Source organism: Winogradskyella sp. HaHa_3_26, assembly GCF_019278425.1.
Classification (GTDB): domain Bacteria; phylum Bacteroidota; class Bacteroidia; order Flavobacteriales; family Flavobacteriaceae; genus Winogradskyella; species Winogradskyella undariae.
Genome location: NZ_CP058981.1, coordinates 2,404,203 through 2,423,258, shown reverse-complemented (window position 1 = coordinate 2,423,258; position 19,056 = coordinate 2,404,203). Strand labels below are relative to the sequence as shown.

11 protein-coding genes are annotated in these 19,056 nt (G+C 32.5%); 7 read left to right on the top strand and 4 right to left on the bottom strand.

The genetic code is table 11. The annotated features are described in order from the left end of the window. Positions 1–178: 178 nt before the first annotated feature. From H0I32_RS10365 to H0I32_RS10350, 4 genes are all read right to left on the bottom strand, one after another. The gene (locus tag H0I32_RS10365; protein WP_179313410.1) at positions 179–1,237 is read right to left on the bottom strand and encodes a LamG domain-containing protein; all 1,059 of its coding nucleotides are present in this window, start codon (positions 1,235–1,237) and stop codon (positions 179–181) included. 6 nt (positions 1,238–1,243) lie between these two features. Beyond that, positions 1,244–2,779 carry a RagB/SusD family nutrient uptake outer membrane protein gene (locus tag H0I32_RS10360; RefSeq protein WP_173586426.1) on the bottom strand — a complete coding sequence of 512 codons (1,536 nt, stop codon included), beginning with the start codon at positions 2,777–2,779 and terminating at the stop codon, positions 1,244–1,246. Between the two features lie 11 nt (positions 2,780–2,790). After that, on the bottom strand, positions 2,791–5,817 hold the full coding sequence (locus H0I32_RS10355) for a SusC/RagA family TonB-linked outer membrane protein (protein WP_179313411.1): 3,027 nt from the start codon (positions 5,815–5,817) through the stop codon (positions 2,791–2,793). Between the two features lie 248 nt (positions 5,818–6,065). Then, complete coding sequence (locus tag H0I32_RS10350) at positions 6,066–8,858, bottom strand: LuxR C-terminal-related transcriptional regulator (RefSeq protein WP_179313412.1); 2,793 nt, start codon at positions 8,856–8,858, stop codon at positions 6,066–6,068. A 518-nt stretch (positions 8,859–9,376) separates the two neighbouring features. On the opposite strand from H0I32_RS10350, the gene ilvD reads away from it, so the two are divergent. The 7 genes from ilvD to H0I32_RS10315 all read left to right on the top strand — a co-directional run bounded on the left by ilvD (position 9,377) and on the right by H0I32_RS10315 (position 19,055). After that, positions 9,377–11,056 (top strand): dihydroxy-acid dehydratase, encoded by a 1,680-nt coding sequence (gene ilvD, locus H0I32_RS10345; protein WP_173586423.1) that lies wholly within the window; start codon positions 9,377–9,379, stop codon positions 11,054–11,056. A gap of 73 nt (positions 11,057–11,129) precedes the next feature. Next, positions 11,130–12,863, top strand: coding sequence for a biosynthetic-type acetolactate synthase large subunit (gene ilvB / locus H0I32_RS10340; protein WP_179313413.1), 1,734 nt, complete (start codon positions 11,130–11,132; stop codon positions 12,861–12,863). Between the two features lie 2 nt (positions 12,864–12,865). Further along, positions 12,866–13,396, top strand: coding sequence for an acetolactate synthase small subunit (ilvN, locus tag H0I32_RS10335; protein WP_179313414.1), 531 nt, complete (start codon positions 12,866–12,868; stop codon positions 13,394–13,396). 69 nt (positions 13,397–13,465) lie between these two features. Beyond that, entirely contained in the window at positions 13,466–14,971 is a 1,506-nt protein-coding gene (gene ilvC / locus H0I32_RS10330) for a ketol-acid reductoisomerase (protein WP_179313415.1), read from the top strand. Positions 14,972–15,052: 81 nt separating this feature from the next. Beyond that, positions 15,053–16,324 (top strand): threonine ammonia-lyase IlvA, encoded by a 1,272-nt coding sequence (gene ilvA, locus H0I32_RS10325; protein WP_179313416.1) that lies wholly within the window; start codon positions 15,053–15,055, stop codon positions 16,322–16,324. An 80-nt stretch (positions 16,325–16,404) separates the two neighbouring features. Continuing rightward, complete coding sequence (locus H0I32_RS10320; protein WP_179313417.1) at positions 16,405–17,997, top strand: NADP-dependent glyceraldehyde-3-phosphate dehydrogenase; 1,593 nt, start codon at positions 16,405–16,407, stop codon at positions 17,995–17,997. 428 nt (positions 17,998–18,425) lie between these two features. Further along, entirely contained in the window at positions 18,426–19,055 is a 630-nt protein-coding gene (locus H0I32_RS10315) for a GNAT family N-acetyltransferase (protein ID WP_173586417.1), read from the top strand. The last annotated feature ends 1 nt before the right edge of the window (position 19,056 follow it).

Below are 19,056 nucleotides of genomic sequence, written 5' to 3'. Positions count from 1 at the left end.
ATTCTAAACAAAGAATTGCGTTGACATTCTTACATTTTATTGTACTTCTTACTAAATCAAAAAAATCATTTAATCTCTATTTTTAAACCAAAAACAGGTAAGAATAAGCGGCATTTAATAATTAAAAATGCCGCTTAAAAAATCTAGGGGTAATTAATTAGATTAAACTTAATTATTCTTATGGTTGCATAGAACTTATTTCTACCTGAGACAAAGCTTTATTATATAATTTTAATTCATCTATTAAACTTAAATCAGATAAATGTCCCCAGTAACTAAAAGTTTCTCCACCAGCACCAATTGTTATATCTGTACAATCTGTCCAATCAATACTAGAATCTAGAACAGTCGTATTTTGTAAATTACCGTTTAAGTAGATTTTACTTTCTGTTGCAGAAACAGTTAAAGCTACATGAACCCATTCGCCTGCAGTAACATCAATCATCCCACCATCATTCCAACTTTCTGCTGTACCAACACCTATGTTTGCTTTAATAGTTTGTTCCGTTTCATTGCCTTCTCTAAACAATCTAAAACCTTGATTTCTATTTTCTGGAGTATCATTTCCTACAACTAAAATCCCTGCACGATCCGGCGTACTATTTACCTTATACCAGAATGTTGCACTAAAAGCGTCTTCACCAAACAAACCATCAATTGGAAATGTTAAATATGAATCTGTAGTTCCTTCATAAGTACTACCAGAATAACCACCAGAAACGATATTTGGTGTTCCAACCTCTATAGGATCCGATTCACTAATTAACTCAGTATACAACCCTTCAAAAAATGGCATATAAAAAGTTTCTCCCTCCACACTAGGTAGGTAAGAGTTATCAAGATTAAAAGTTAAGCTATCGGATGCTGTTTTGCCACTCATATCCGTTGCCTCCACAACAATAGTATGACTTCCTAATTGCAAGTTTTCATATTGAAATGAATCCATGAATATTCGGTAATCTAAAAAACTATCAAAGGTTCTAATGGTATTACCGTCTAAAATGACAGTTACATTGCTAATTTCTATATCATCTTCGACTAAAACCTCGATATCTAAATTTATTTCCGTATCTGTAAATGGAATTAACACATTTCCATTAGGACTCACAATTTGAGCTGTTGGATCTTCTAGATCTGGTCCTGAATTAACTTGAGTTATTGGATCTATACCGTCATCACATGATGCTAAGAAAAGCACCGTAAAAACTACTGCTATTTTTAATACTATATTTTTCATAATTTCTTAGTCGTTTTGGTTTTGATTATAAGCATTAAGAATATAACTCTGATCTAATTGCGCTTGTGGATAAGGCAAAAAGGCTTTTTCCATGGTGAAATTTCTTCCATCGTAGCTCAACTCTTCAGTTTCTCCAAGTCTAACCATGTCATAGAATCTAATTCCCCATTCCATTCCTAATTCTGCAAATTTCTCGTCCATAACTTGATCACTAGTAACACCACTTAAATTATCTAATCCTGCACGGTTTCTAATTAAGTTAACAGCACTATCTGCAGTACCCGCTGAACCAGAAGCACCTCTTGTTAATGCCTCTGCATACATTAGTAACACTTCAGAATAACGAATAACTGTATAGTTTTTATTAGTTCCGTAAGTAGTTCTACCAGGAGTTAACTCTATAGAAGGTAAATAATGTTTACCACTAGAAAAATACGCTCTTGTGAAATCGTTAATAACATCTCCATCTCTTGTTGTATTAGATATCCAACTTGGTAACGTTGCGTAATTAGGGTCAGTTTGCAATTCTGCAATACCTCTATCTGTAAATAACACACTAGTTTCTAAACGAACTGTTTCTCCTCTATCTAACATGAATTTAACAAACTTGAAACTTGGCTCATAAAATCCCCAACCGCTACCAGCTTCTGGCACAGCAGCTGTCCAATTTTCTGGTCCATAAAATTCAAACAAATGACTTACATTTTCTCCTGATGCCTGACCAAAATCTGAATATTGAATTTCCATAATGTTTTCATTAGCTAATTTCCCATCCGTTTTAAATAGGTGGTAATAATCATCAAAAAGTTGAAAACGATTAGAATTAATAATTTCACCTGTTGCATCTGCAACGTTTTGGTAATTACCAACTTCTAAATTAGCCATTGCCTTAACTGTTAAACCGGTGTATTTAGTAATCCCTCCTGGTAAATCTACTCTTTGATTTGGAGCTGTATCTAATAAATATGGAATTGACTGATCCATTTCATCTGAAATCCAAACCATTAATTCGTCTTTAGGAAGCACTTCTATTTGTGTCTGATCTGTAGTCTCAATTTTATATACATCTCCAAACATTCTAGAAAGCTCTAGAGTTACAAAACCTCTTAACACTCTACATTCTGCAACGTATTGATCTATTAAATCTGAATCTACACCTGCTGCTCTAAATTTCTCTAATTGTTCTATTTGAGCTGTAATTTGAAGTATATCTTGTGCCCAGTTTTCAAAAAACACATTATACATCCAGAAATTATTATCGTAAACATAATTATCCGTATCTGCAAAACCCTGCTGATCTCCAAGACCTCCTGCATTTACATCATCTCCCCTTACAGATAATAAAGGTATTTGCTCCCACCCTATGTCATTAAATTTTTGATAGGCACCAACTAATGCACCTAAGGCACCGTCTTCACTAGTGTAATCAATATCATCTACAACAACGACTAGTTCTTGTTGTTCATCTAACTGATCATCACATGTAAACATGAAAACAGGTAGTATGAATAAAATCAATCTTATATTAAATATTTTTTTCATCTTTTAATTTTTTAAAGTTTTACTGTTACACCAAATGTATAAACTGAAGGTGTTGGATATGTTTGAGTATCTCTACCATCAAACCCCACTTCTGGATTAAAACCGTCATAACTTTTAGTTGAAAGAAAAGGTCTATCTGCAGTTAAAGTAAAACGCATTTCAGGTAAATTCTCTTCTCTCAAAGTGTATGCTAATTGAATGTTTTGAATTCTGAAGAAATCACCTTCTTGTAAAAAGAATTTAGATAATCTCTGATTCCAAACATTTCTATAACCTTCTGATGATGGAAATTCATTTGTAGTCCCCTCACCATGCCAGCGATTAACTGCTAATTGTGCATCGATATTACGTCCCTGAGTTCGAATAACTTCCATACGGTTTGTATTTAAAATTACGTTTCCTCCTTGGCCGTAAAAAGCAACATTTAATTCGAAATTCTTATAATTAAGACCTAAGCTACCTCCGTAATAATAATCTGGAACTGGTGATCCTAAGTACTCTCTATCTTCACTATCTAAAGTACCACTTGAATTGTTGTCTTTATACTTAAAATAACCTGGTTTAATATCCGTACCATCTGCAATTGCTGCTTGAGCTACTGGATCTGCATCAATCTCTGCTTGATTTTGGTATACTCCTTCTATTTCCCAACCATAAAACACATTTATTGGCTGACCAACAACTAAACGCTGACGTGCTTCTGCTGTTCCTGTATCAATATATGGCTGACCTTCAAGACTTGTAATTTCATTATCTAGAGTACTAAAGTTTCCTGAGATAGAATAACTCCAGTCATCTGATATTCTACCATTCCAAGTCGCCGCTAATTCTAGTCCTTTATTTCTAAGTGACCCAACATTTTGGTAACTAATATCTGTACCTATTAATGGTAAAACTGGAATTGCTAAATTCTCTGTATCTTTTATAAAATAATCAGCTTCTAGAGACAAACGATTATTAAAGAAGTTAGAAGACAAACCTAAATTTAACTCTTCTGTATATTCCCAATCTAAATCATCAGATGATGTAGAGAATTGAAATCCATTTACTAAAGTATCATCAAAAACTGTAGAAATAGTTGAAGCACTTTGAGGAATACTAGCTGGCACAGCATCATTTGCTAATCTACCCCAACCCGCTCTAAGTTTTAAATAATCTATAAATCCTACATTTTCCATGAAAGATTCTTTAGATAATTCCCAACCTAAACCAAATGCAGGTAAATACACATAAGTTTCATCGTACTTATTACTTCCTTCTGCACGAAATGTTGCATAAGCTAAGTACTTATCATTAAATTTATATTGTGCTCTAGTAAAATAAGAGAAGCCATAAGAACGACTTCCGCCATCATATGCTGTTCTACTATCTTCAGAAGTATTTGTTAAATACCAAGTTTTATCGTTATTTCTAATAAAAGCACCATTAGGATCAAAATTACCAGAAGCTCCAAAGTTACTAGCATAATCATCTCTAAAAGACATACCTGCTAAAACGGTAATATCATGCTCTCCAAAGGTATTTGTATATGTCAATGTATTATCCCAAATGTAGTTTTCTGTAACGGCATTGTTTCGAGTTATTGAAGACTGATTAACACTTCTTTGATAATCATCCGTAACATAATATGGAAGAGAAACAATACGCTCATTTACACCTAAATAGTTATAAGACAAACTACTTTTAAAACTTAATTGTTCAGGAATCAATTTAAAATCCGCATAAAAATTAGCTACAGTTCTTCTTCTTTCTCCTCTTCTATCAGAATTATCTAATAATGTAAATGGATTTTGAGAATTTCTATATCCTATTTCTCTTGCATCTGAGTATGGTAAAGGATCTGCATCAGTAAAATTACTATCATATACTGGTAAAATTGGCACTGCAAAATAAGTTTCTTGCCATGCAGAAGCTTCATCGTCATATTTTACAGCATTACTGTATAACATATTTCCACCAACTTTAAGCCAATCATTAACTTTTGCATCTACTTTGGCTCTAACATTAAAACGTTCGTAACTATTTTTCATATCAAGAATACCATCTTGAGCAAAAAAGTTACCACCAACAGAATAAGAAATATCTGCTCCTCCTCCATTAACTTGAAAATCGTGATTCTCAATAGAAGCCACTCTAAGAACCTCATCATACCAATCTGTATTTACATCAGGTATATTAGGATTTACTCTACTACGACCAAATCTTTGCATCGCTTGATTAACACTTGAAATTTCTGAAGCAGAACCAGATTCTTGTGCAAAAGTTACAAACTGTTCTGTGTTTGCCATTTTTAAAACATTCTGAGCTATTTGCATACCATAATAAGTAGAAAATGTAATCTCTGCTTTCTTATTAAGTCTACCTCCTTTAGTTGTTATTAAAACAACACCATTTGCAGCTCTTACACCGTATATAGCAGAAGCTGAAGCATCTTTTAATATTGATACACTTTCAATCTCACTAGAGTTTAAGAAATCTACGTTATCAAAAAAAGCACCATCAACAACAAACAATGGCGAAGAGTTACCATATAATGAATTGGTACCTCTAATAATAATTTCTGGTGTTTCACCTGGAGACCCCATACTACTTACTTGCACACCCGCAACTTTACCCTGAAAACTCTGAGCAACTTGTGCAGAAGGTGTTTTTTGTAATTCCTCTGGTTTAATCGTTGAAATAGCACTCGTTAAATCAGCTTTTTTCTGAGTACCATAACCAACGACAACCACTTCATTTAGAGAAGCAACATCGTCAATTAAAGTAATATTCAATTGATTTTCATAACCTACAGTAATTACTTGAGGCACAAAACCAATATAGCTGAACTCTAATTGCTCACCTACTTCTGCCATAATCATGTACTTCCCATCAAAATCTGTAGTGACTCCCCTATCTGTTCCTTTAATAATGACGCTAGTCCCTGGCAAAGGCATACCGTCACTCTCACTTGTTACCGTTCCATTAATTTCTATCTGTTGTGCAAAAGAACAGATTGAAAAAAACAACATCAACAATAGACTAATTTTTGTTTTCATATAGATTGTTTAATATTAAATTATAGAGTTAGTTTATTTAATACGAAGTTATAATCTAATGTTAAACTATGTTAATCTCTTTTTACATTTTAAATACGTCATGCATGATGAAGAAGAGCCGTTTCTACTAAAAAAACTATACGTGACGTAGCATAAACCAATTAGAAAAACGTTGTAGTAGAATAATAAAAGCTAAAATGACGTAGTAATGACGTAGTAAACTACTATGAAAAAGTAAATATCAAAGCTTAATTTTTAATATTTAATAAATAATCAACCAAAGAAATATCATTTTCTAAATCTAACTTCTTTTTTAATCGATATCTATGTGTTTCGACCCCTCTAACCGAGATATTCATAAGTGGTGCTATTTCTTTGGACGAAAGATTCATTTTGATGTAGGCACACATTTTTAAATCTTTTGGTTTAAGACTAGAATGTTTTGCTTTTAGTATTTCAAAAAACTCATCATGAACTTGACTAAAGTTATTTTCAAAAACCTCCCATTCATCTTTTAAAACAATTGAGTTATCAAGTTTCTTTACTAACTTTTTATAAGAATAATAATTACTAAAACCATCTTTATTAACTTGTAGTTCATTTTTAATATCTTGTAATGTCTCATTCTTTTTTACTAGAGCCATTGCATTATTAGCTAATTGCTTGCTTTTAAGTTTAATTTCGTTTTGTAGCGATTCGTTTTTAAGCTGAACCATTTGTTTCTCATTCTCTAAGGTTTGCTCTCTTAATAATTTTTCCTGCTCCTTTTGATATTTAATTTTAATAAGATGTTGCTCTTTAGCTACCTTTCTATTATGCATCGTATAGAAGATTACAACAATCATAGCTGCCAAAAGATTATAAAGCACAAAACCTATTGTATCTCTATACCAAGGAGGAAGAACATCTATTTTTATACTTGTAACAGGTGAGACTTTACCTGAATTATCATTTATTCTAAAAGCAAATGTATATTCACCATCTATTAGATTTGAAAACTCTACTGTACTACCTTCAATTTTATACCATATATCATCCGTTTCAGGAATATTATATTCTAAAAAATAATTTGTAGATTTCGATGACGTTAATTCAATTGCAATATTCTCATTAAAATTAAAACGCACACCTTCTTTATAAATATTAGAAAGACTTATTAATACTCCATTAACAGCTATACTCTCTATATTAGGCCGATATAAATTTGTAGTATTGGCAGAAGTATTATTAATCATCATAAATCCATTATCTAAACTCAAAGCATAAACAGAATCTCTAATTGTAGACATATTTTCGTAACCAATAATATATCTATTCTTTAAAGATCTATCGTTTAAAAATAACTTGTCTTCATCATCAGAAAAGGACTTAAATTTAATATATCCACTTTTATCTTTTAAAGCAAACAGATCTTTACTTACTCCTGAAATGATATAACTGCCCTTTCCTAATTTATCATTAAGCAGATTGTAAGACGTAATAGAATCTATAATAGGTTCATATTTCTGCCATCCTTCATTCGTCTTAAAACAAATAGCATTTTTAATATTATACAACCTTACATTATAATCTGAATGTATCCCTTTTTTACGATAATCGATCATAGAAGTTACGGAATCATAATTTTCATCAAATATTACTCTATAAATTCCTTTTGTAGCATGTGCAACCCAAGCGGTATTAGCATTTTCGAAAACTAGAGACTTAGAAGGAATAGTCGTTTTTCCTAAATGTTTAACTTCCCATTTACCATCTATTTTCTCAAACTTAACTAAGCCAGAGTATGTTCCTTGTATATAAGTATTTTCTTTTTCAGGTACTTTTCTTATGGTGTATCCACCTGTATATCTAGAAATAAAATTAATAGTTTTTTTATTCACTAAAAAAGTACCTTCATTATGTCCACAAAAAAGTTCATCATCAATAATCTTTAAATCCCAAACTTGCCCCTGAGAACCTTCTACAAATTGTAATTTATCAAATTCGTCTAACAAAAACAATCCTGTATTAGTCCCTATATAAATTGCATCCTTAAACTCCACAATATCATAAACAGCACCTAACTTACCTGAAACATCATTAAAAAAATAATTACTACTACTAAGCTGTATATGCGCTATTCCATTATCTAAACCTAACCAAAGGTTATCTGTAGAATCTATAGATTGAGCTAAAACAGTATTATTGAGTAACCCATTTTCTTTACTTATATGATATTTTAAATTTCCACTCTTATCACTTAAAAAAACACCGTCTTTTATTGTTCCAAATACCATATCTCCATTGCTTAAAACAGAAAAATGGTTTAGTTGATGTAATTTTATTTGTTCATTAATTTCAAAATTAGTTGGTTTTAAATTGTGCTCATCTAAAAAGAAACTTCCTTTAAGTGAAGTCATTAATAAAAGTTTCCCTCCATAATTACTAACCGAAATAATCTTAGTGTCTTTTAATAGCTCATTAAAATAAAAAAGCTCTAAATCTTTATCTTTCAACAAAAACACACCTTCATTTAATGTACTGATATACAAATTATCATTTATAACATTACACGATATAATAACTGAATTTGTGTGCAATTGCCTGACTGTCTCAAAATCGTAAACATATATATTAGAGAAAGATCTAAAGATAATCTTATCATCAAAATTCACTATTTCCCATATTTCTTCATTAGGAGAAATAATATCAAGTATAGTATCACTTAAAGAATAGTATTTTAGAAATCCAAACTCATTACGCTTCCAGTAACCAAATTCCTCATAAGAGCCAGTATAAACAATGTTATTTACCGACAATACAGACCGCACAATTGTTTTATTAGGTAATTGATGAAATTTCCATACTAAACCATCATACTCCAACAAGCCACTATTATTAGCAACATACACCTTACCGTCATTTGCCCTAGTAATATCCCAATTTTGATTACCAGCCTTATACTCTGCTAAAGTATAATTATGTATGCTTGGTGTAAATTGACTATAACAGTGCGTAGAGAATAAAAAAAAGAAAATAAAAAAAAAAGATAGCTTATTCATTTTATTAAAATACCAAAAATTTATGATAGAAGCTATGACTTACTAATGTAAAATTAACCTCCGTTACATCTAACACAAATATAAAATATAAGAATTACAAAAAAATCATTAAATAATAAGGTTAAAAATAGGCCGCATATAAAAAAACAAAAAATTAAGTTCTATAAATTTTTATTTCAAAAAATAATTCACAATATTTGACAACACTTATGAAAAAACAAGTCATTAATATCATTTCTATTATTCGCATTGAGATTATTTCTCAAAGCCAAGGAATGCTATAATCAAAATAAAACATATATTTATTTTAAAGCCTTCCTTTTAAACGGAAGGCTTTTTTTATGCAAAAAAAATAAATATTTGAACATCATAATTAAAAACACCTAAATAATTGATTAACAATAATTTAAACCGAGTGTAGAACAATTGAATTTAGCTAAAAAATAAGAACTCTTTCACTAAAACAGCACATATAAAGTAATTTAGATTCATTAAATAAATTTTGCCTTTAATAAACTATGAGCGAATTAAATAAATACAGTAAAACAGTTACTCAAGACGCAACACAACCGGCTGCTCAAGCTATGTTGCACGCTATTGGATTAACAAAAGAAGATTTCCTCAAACCAATCGTTGGAATCGCTAGTACAGGTTACGAAGGTAACCCTTGTAATATGCACCTAAACGATTTAGCAAAACATGTAAAAGAAGGAACGAAGAACGAAGATGTTGTAGGATTAATATTCAACACCATTGGTGTTAGTGACGGTATTTCTATGGGAACACCAGGAATGCGTTACTCATTACCTTCTAGAGATATTATTGCAGATTCTATGGAAACTGTAGTGCAAGCTATGAGTTATGACGGATTAATTACCGTAGTAGGATGTGATAAAAATATGCCAGGTGCATTAATGGCGATGATTCGTTTAGACCGACCAAGTATTTTGGTTTATGGAGGAACTATTGATTCTGGTTGCCATAATGGTAAAAAACTAGATGTCGTTTCTGCTTTTGAAGCATGGGGAAGTAAAGTTGCCGGAACCATGGACGAAACAGAATATCAAAATATTGTTGAAAAAGCTTGTCCAGGCGCTGGTGCTTGCGGCGGAATGTACACCGCAAACACAATGGCTTCTGCAATTGAAGCCTTAGGAATGACTTTGCCTTTTAACTCTTCTAACCCAGCATTAAGTGATGCTAAAAAAGAAGAATCTGTAAGAGCTGGTGAAGCCCTACGCTTATTATTAGAAAAAGATATTAAACCGTCTGATATAATTACTAGAAAATCTTTAGAAAACGCAGTAAGACTCGTTACAATATTAGGTGGTTCTACCAATGCTGTATTACACTTTTTAGCCATTGCAAGAGCTGCTCAAATTGATTTCACCTTAAAAGATTTTCAAGATATTAGTGACAATACACCATTTTTGGCCGACTTAAAACCAAGTGGAAAATATTTAATGGAAGACATACATGCTGTTGGCGGAATACCTGCAGTATTAAAATATTTACTTAAAAAAGGATTAATTCATGGTGATTGTTTAACTGTTACAGGAAAAACAATTGCAGAGAATTTATTAGATGTTCCTGACTTAAAAGAAGGTCAAGATGTTATACACCCTATTGAAAAACCTATTAAAATTTCAGGACATTTAAGAATGCTTTACGGAAATTTAGCTACAGAAGGAAGTGTTGCAAAAATCACAGGAAAAGAAGGCTTATGCTTTAGAGGAAAAGCTAAAGTTTTTGAAGGAGAATATGCAGCAAATGATGGTATTAGAGATGGTAAAGTTGAAAAAGGCGATGTTATTGTCATTAGATACGAAGGCCCAAAAGGCGGACCAGGTATGCCAGAAATGTTAAAGCCTACAGCTGCTATTATGGGAGCTGGTTTAGGAAAAGATGTGGCTTTAATTACCGACGGAAGATTCTCTGGAGGAACACATGGTTTTGTTGTAGGACACATTACACCTGAAGCACAAGAAGGAGGAACTATTGCCGTTGTAAAAGACGGAGATATTATTACTATTGATGCTGAAACAAATTCTATATCACTTGAAGTCTCTGAAGTAGAACTTCAAAAAAGACGTCAAAAATGGAAAGCACCAGAATTAAAGTTTGAACGTGGTGTTTTATATAAATATGCAAAAACAGTATCATCCGCATCTAAAGGATGTGTAACGGATGAATTTTAAAAAGAAAGAGTCAAGAGAAAACGAATAAAACCATAATAGTTTTTAATCTATTCTCAATAATCCATTTTATACTATGGAAGTAAAAACAGAACAAAACAACCCAAAAAAGACATCAACTACAGAACGTATTTCTGGTAGTGAAGCTATAATAAAATGTTTATTAGCTGAAGGTGTCGACATACTTTACGGATATCCAGGTGGTGCAATTATGCCTGTTTATGATGAATTATACAAGTATCAAGATAAAATTCATCATGTTTTAACACGCCACGAACAAGGAGCAACGCATTCTGCACAAGGTTACGCTCGTATTTCGGGTAAAGTTGGTGTTTGTATCGCGACTTCAGGTCCTGGTGCTACCAATCTTGTTACCGGGATTGCAGATGCACAAATAGACTCTACACCAATGGTTTGTATTACAGGTCAGGTGGGATCTCATTTATTAGGAAGTGATGCCTTTCAGGAAACTGATATCGTAGGTATTTCTACACCAGTAACAAAATGGAATTGTCAAATCACTAAAGCTTCACAGATTCCTGAAATGTTAGCAAAAGCATTTTATATCGCAAAAAGCGGTAGACCAGGACCTGTATTAGTAGACATCACTAAAGATGCTCAATTTGAAGAATTTGATTTTGAATACAAAAAGTGTAAAGGTGTAAGAAGTTACAAACCTGTACCTGATACGGATGAAAATTCTCTAAAAGCAGCAGCAGAACTCATTAATAACGCAAAACAACCTTTAATCGTTTGGGGACAAGGTGTTATTTTAGGTAAAGCAGAAGAAGAATTTAAAGCCGTTATTGAAAAAGCAGGAATTCCTTCTGCTTGGACTATTTTAGGAGCCTCTGCAATACCAACTTCACACCCTTTAAATGTAGGAATGGTTGGTATGCATGGTAATTATGCACCAAATGTTTTAACCAACCAATGCGATGTTTTAATTGCTATTGGTATGCGTTTTGATGATCGTGTTACAGGAAATTTAGAATCGTATGCAAAACAAGCGAAGGTGATTCATTTTGATATTGATCCTGCTGAAATTGATAAAAACGTAAAAACAGATGTTGCGGTTCTTGGAGATTCTAAAGTGAGTTTAAAAAACTTATTGCCGTTATTAAATCCAAATTCACATAAAGAGTGGCATAAAAAATTCAAAGACTTATATAAAATAGAGTACGAAAAAGTTATTAAAAATGATTTACATCCCACAAAAGAAGGGATAACAATGGCAGAAGTATTGAAAGAAATCAACATACAAACCAAAGGTGATGCTGCTATTGTTAGTGATGTTGGCCAACATCAAATGATTGCATGTCGTTATGCTGAATTCAATAAATCAAAAAGTAATATTACCTCTGGAGGCTTAGGAACTATGGGTTTTGCATTACCTGCTGCTATTGGAGCTAAAATGGCTGCACCAGACAGAGAAGTTGTAATGATTGCAGGAGATGGAGGTTATCAAATGACGATTCAAGAATTAGGTACTATTTTTCAACAAAAAGTACCCGTAAAAATTGTGGTTTTAAATAACGAGTTCCTTGGGATGGTAAGGCAATGGCAACAACTATTTTTCGATAAACGTTATGCGTCAACAGAAATGACAAATCCCGATTTTGTAGCGATTGCAAAAGGTTATCATATTGAAGCTCAAAAAGTAACCGAAAGAAAAGATTTAAAAGCAGCTGTAAAAGAAATGATCGATTGTGAAGGTCCATATTTCTTGGAAGTTAGAGTAGAAAAGGAAGGTAATGTATTTCCTATGATACCTACAGGTGCAAGTGTTTCAGATATAAGATTAGAGTAATTATGGAAAACGAAAACAGACAATTTACCGTTTCTATTTATACGGAAAACAATATAGGATTGTTGAATAGGATTTCAGCAATATTCCAAAGAAGACATATGAATATTGAGAGTCTTAACACATCACCTTCAGAAATTGAAGGAGTTTCTAGATTCACAATTGTTGTAAATATTACAGAGGCTCAAATGAAAAAAATTCAAGGGCAGATAGAAAAACAAGTCGAAGTTATAAAAGCTTACTATCACACCGAAGATGAAATCATTTACCAAGAATCTTGTTTATTCAAAATTAAATCTGAATTATTATTCGATGAACGTCAAATTCAAAATATAATCAGAGAAAGCAATGCCAGAATTGTAACGGTAAACAAAGAATTCTTCGTGTTAGAAAAATCAGGCAGAAAAGAAGAAATAGATTTATTATATAGACAATTAAATGTCTTTGGCATTATGCAATTTACACGCTCTGGTCGTGTTGCGGTAACCAAAGATAAAATGAAAATATCAACATTACTTGAAGCATTTCAAGATTAAAAAAATAAAGAAAAAAGAAACTATAAATTAAAATCCTGTTTCTCTTTTCTGAACTAAAAACAAAAAACAATGTCAAATTATTTCAACACATTAGCATTAAGAAATCAATTAGATCAATTAGGAAAATGTCGTTTTATGGATGCTTCAGAATTTGAAGATGGTGTAAACGCATTAAAAGGAAAGAAAATCGTTATTGTGGGATGTGGAGCGCAAGGTCTTAACCAAGGTTTAAACATGAGAGACTCTGGGTTAGATATCTCATACACTTTACGTCAGGTTGCTATTGACCAAAAACGTGAATCTTATAAAAATGCAACTTCTAACGGGTTTACTGTTGGGACTTATGATGAGTTAATTCCTACTGCTGATTTAGTGTTAAACTTAACACCAGACAAGCAACACACCAATGTTGTAAAAGCAATTATGCCTCTTATGAAGAAAGGGGCAACTTTAAGTTATTCTCATGGTTTTAATATTGTAGAAGAAGGTACTGTTGTTCGTGAAGATATTACTGTAATTATGGTGGCACCAAAATGCCCTGGTACAGAAGTAAGAGAAGAATATAAACGTGGTTTTGGTGTACCTACTTTAATTGCGGTACATCCAGAAAATGATCCAGAAGGAAAAGGTTGGGCGCAAGCCAAAGCTTATGCTGCTGCTACAGGTGGAGATAAAGCTGGTGTTTTACAATCGTCTTTTATTGCGGAAGTAAAATCTGATTTAATGGGAGAACAAACCATACTTTGTGGTTTATTACAAACAGGAGCTATTTTATCTTTTGATAAAATGGTTGAAGAAGGCATTGAACCAGGTTATGCTGCTAAATTAATTCAATATGGATGGGAAACTATCACAGAAGCTTTAAAACATGGTGGAATCACCAACATGATGGATAGACTTTCTAATCCTGCTAAAATAAAAGCTTTTCAATTATCTGAAGAATTAAAAGGTATTATGCGTCCATTATTTGAAAAACATATGGATGATATTATCTCTGGTCATTTTTCTAAAACTATGATGGAAGATTGGGAAAATGATGATGTAAATCTATTAACTTGGAGAGCGCAAACTGGTGAAACTGCTTTTGAAAAAACAGCATTAACTTCTGATCCTATTACAGAACAAGAATATTTTGATCATGGTGTATTATTAATTGCATTTGTGAAATCTGGTGTTGAACTCGCATTTGAAACTATGGTAAGCGCAGGTATTATTGAAGATTCTGCTTATTATGAATCTTTACATGAATTACCATTAATAGCTAACACTATTGCTAGAAAGAAATTATTTGAAATGAACCGTGTCATTTCTGATACAGCAGAATATGGTTGTTATTTATTCGATCACGCATGTAAATCATTATTAACCGATTTCATGAAAACGGTAGATACTTCTATCATCGGAAAATCATTCTCTAAAACAACAGGTGTTGATAATAAAGAATTAATTGCGGTTAACGATGCTATTAGAAATCACCCTATAGAATCTGTTGGTCAACGTTTACGTGCTGCTATGACGGCAATGAAAGTTATAAAAACTGAAGATGTAAAAGCTGAAGAATCTGTCTTAGCTTAACTATTATAATCCTGTCAGGTTTTAAAAATCTGATAGGTATTTTTTTAATTAAAGAGGTTCCTGCCTTCGCAGGAAGCAAACATGGAAGAAACCACAACAAACATATACAAGCCTACACTTAAAGCTGTTGAAGCTGCAGCCGAAAGACTTAGAGGCATTGCTCACGTTACACCATTAATAAAAAATGCGCAGTACTCAAAACTGTTTGATGCTAATGTGTATTTTAAAAGAGAAGATTTACAAGAAGTTCGCTCTTATAAAATCCGTGGAGCTTATAATAAAATTTCATCTTTAAGCCCTATTCAAACTGAAAACGAAATTGTATGTGCAAGTGCAGGAAACCATGCGCAAGGTGTTGCTATTTCATGTAAATTATTAAAAATAAAAGGTACTATTTTTATGCCTTCACCAACACCTAATCAAAAAATTGAGCAGGTAAAAATGTTTGGTGAAGATTACGTCACCGTGGTTTTAGTTGGTGACACTTTTGATGACGCAAGTCATGCCGCCATGGAAGAATGCCAACGTTCAAACAAAACATTTATCCATCCTTTTAATGACGAAAAAGTTATTGAAGGTCAAGCAACGGTAGGTTTAGAAATTATAGACCAAGCCAAAGTGCACCCTATACATTATGTATTTGTACCAATTGGAGGTGGCGGATTATCTTCAGGATTATCGTCTGTTTTTAAAATTCTATCACCACAAACAAAAATTATTGGTGTAGAACCTAAAGGTGCGCCATCGATGCTTACTTCAATAAAAAACAATAAAAACACAACGTTAGAAACCATAGAAAGTTTTGTAGATGGAGCTGCTGTAAAACGTGTAGGTGACTTAAATTTTGCTATTTGTAAAGAAAACTTATCTAATGTCATTACGGTAGACGAAGGCAAAATATGCCAAACTATTTTAGACCTTTATAACAAAGACGCTATCGTTGTTGAACCTGCTGGAGCTTTAAGCATTTCGGCTTTAGAACAATATGCAGACGAAATAAAAGGTAAAAATGTTGTTTGTGTTATTAGCGGAAGTAACAACGATATTACAAGAATGGCAGAAATAAAAGAACGCGCTTTAGTTTATGCCAATCTTAAACATTACTTTATTATAAAATTCCCGCAACGTGCAGGAGCTTTAAGAGATTTTGTAGTAGATATATTAGGCCCAACTGATGATATTACACATTTTGAATACACCAAGAAAGCCAATAGAGAAAATGATGTTGCCATTGTAGGATTGCAACTAAAATCACCATCAGATTTAGAACCTTTAATCTCTAAAATGAAACTTCATAATTTCTTCGGAGACTACTTAAATGATAAGCAAGATTTATTTCAATTCTTAGTATAGCTTAACATAGATTTAACCGTATTAAAAGTTGCTTTTTTCGTACCTTTATTAACTGTATTAATAGTTAAAAATAGGTGATTATGAAATCAACATATCAAGATATACCTGAACAATTTAAAATCAACAACTTAGTCCAGCAAGACACGTATTTAGTCGGCGGAAAATTACTGCCATGGACAGGAGAAACTTCGGAAGTATATTCCACTATTTCTTCAACAAAAGATTATAAACCTACACTTCTAGGAACCATACCAACATTAGGAGAAACAGAAGCTTTAAGCGCACTCGACGCAGCATGCACAGCTTACAATAAAGGACAAGGATTATGGCCCACAATGAAAGTTGAAAACCGTATTGCTTGTATGGAGAAGTTTGTAGAGCAAATGAAAACCAAACGAGAAGAAATCGTTAAACTTTTAATGTGGGAAATTGGTAAAAGCTTACCTGATTCTCAAAAAGAATTCGATAGAACTGTAGAATACATATACGATACCATTGAAGATTACAAACAAATGGATCGTGATAGCGCTAAGTTTGAAAAAAACTCTGGTGTTAATGCACATATTAGAAGAGGTCCCTTAGGCGTTGTACTTTGTTTAGGCCCGTATAACTATCCTTTAAACGAAACTTTTGCATTGTTAATCCCTGCTATAATAATGGGAAATACAACGATTTTTAAACCTGCTAAACATGGTGTTTTATTAATCACACCCTTATTAGAAGCTTTTAGAAATAGTTTTCCAGAAGGTGTTGTAAATATTATTTATGGAAGAGGAAGAACTGTTGCTGCACCAATTATGCAAACAGGTAAAGTAGATGTACTAGCCTTAATAGGAAATAGTAAATCTGCAAACGCTTTACAAAATCAGCACCCTAAAAGTAATAGATTACGCCTAGTACTTGGTTTAGAAGCTAAAAACCCAGCTATTGTATTACCAGATGCCGATTTAGATTTGGCCATAGACGAATGCATTGCAGGCTCTACTTCTTTTAACGGACAACGTTGTACTGCACTAAAAGTTTTATACGTTCATGATACCATTGTAGACGAATTTAATAAACGCTTTTCAGCAAAAGTAGATGCTTTAAAATTTGGTAATCCTTGGGAGGATGGTTCTAAATTAACACCATTACCCGAGCCTGAAAAACCGGCGTATATTCAAGAGTTAATTGATGATGCTATATCTAAAGGTGCTAAAGTGATTAATAAAAAAGGAGGAGAAACTACAGAAAATTATATTTTCCCTGCCGTTTTATTTCCGGTTTCAAAAGATATGCGTGTTTTTCAAGAAGAACAATTTGGCCCCGTAATTCCGGTTGTCCCATTTAGTGATATCGAAGAACCTTTAGATGACATGGCCGAATCTAATTACGGACAACAAGTAAGTCTTTTTGGTAAAGATGTAAAAACATTAGCACCACTAATTGATACGCTTGTAAATTTAGTTTGTCGTGTAAACTTAAACAGTTCTTGTCAACGTGGACCAGATGTTTATCCTTTTACAGGTCGAAAAGATTCTGCTGTTTCTACTTTAAGTGTGCATGATGCTTTACGTTCTTTTTCAATTAGAACCTTTGTTGCATCAAAAGACAACGACTATAACAATGCGATACTGAAGGACTTAATGGATTCTAAAGCTTCAAATTTTGTAAGCACAGATTACATTCTTTAAACAAAAGACTCTAATAATATGATATTTATAATTTGAGAGTGAATTATTTCGAATTTCACATTAATTCATTAATTCACTTTCAAATTAATTGTCATATAAAATATAATATGTAAATTAGACCTATGTTTACACTAAGACACAAATATAGAACTCCCAGACCAACAGGTCTAGACCTAACAAAACGCTGTCGCTAATTCTTCTAATTAGCAACAAATTCTATAGTCATTTTATTCATCATACTTGTGTACTACTCAAATATCAAATTATATTTTCAGTCTTTAACTATCTTATTAGATAGTCATAGTATTGTACGCCGCTTTTTTATTCGCCGCCCGTAAGGGTACATTTCTATTTTACAGAACTTAGGTGAGTCCGGTTCTACTTTCAAAACAAAAATCAAACATTTTTATAATTAAATATCAATTACAATGGAAATTGTTATTGCTGATAAATCACATAGTGTTTACGCCGAAATTATTTGTAAAACTATTGCTGAAGCTGCTAAAGTAAGAGGAACAGGAATTGCCAAACGAGAGCCTGAATACATTATAACTAAACTACAAAATGGCAATGCTGTTATCGCTTTAGAAGGGGATAAATTTGCTGGTTTCTGTTATATTGAACAATGGGGTCATGGTAAGTTTGTAGCTAACTCTGGTCTAATTGTGCATCCAGATTTCAGAAATATTGGGCTAGCCAAACAAATCAAAAAAGTAGTTTTTAACCATTCAAGAACCAAATTTCCTAATGCTAAAATCTTTAGTATTACTACAGGGTTGGCGGTTTTAAAAATGAATAGTGAATTAGGCTATAAACCAGTTACATTTTCAGAATTAACAGATGACCAATCCTTTTGGAAAGGTTGCCAAACCTGTAAAAACTTTGATGTCTTAACAAGAACAGAGCAAAAAATGTGCTTATGTACTGGTATGCTTTATGATCCTGCTAAAACCGAAACTCCAAAACATGAAAAGCGGAATTACGATAAAAAAGTTTGGACAAGATTAAAACTCATAAAACACAACATGTTTCTTAAAAAGGACAAAAAACAAGATTAAG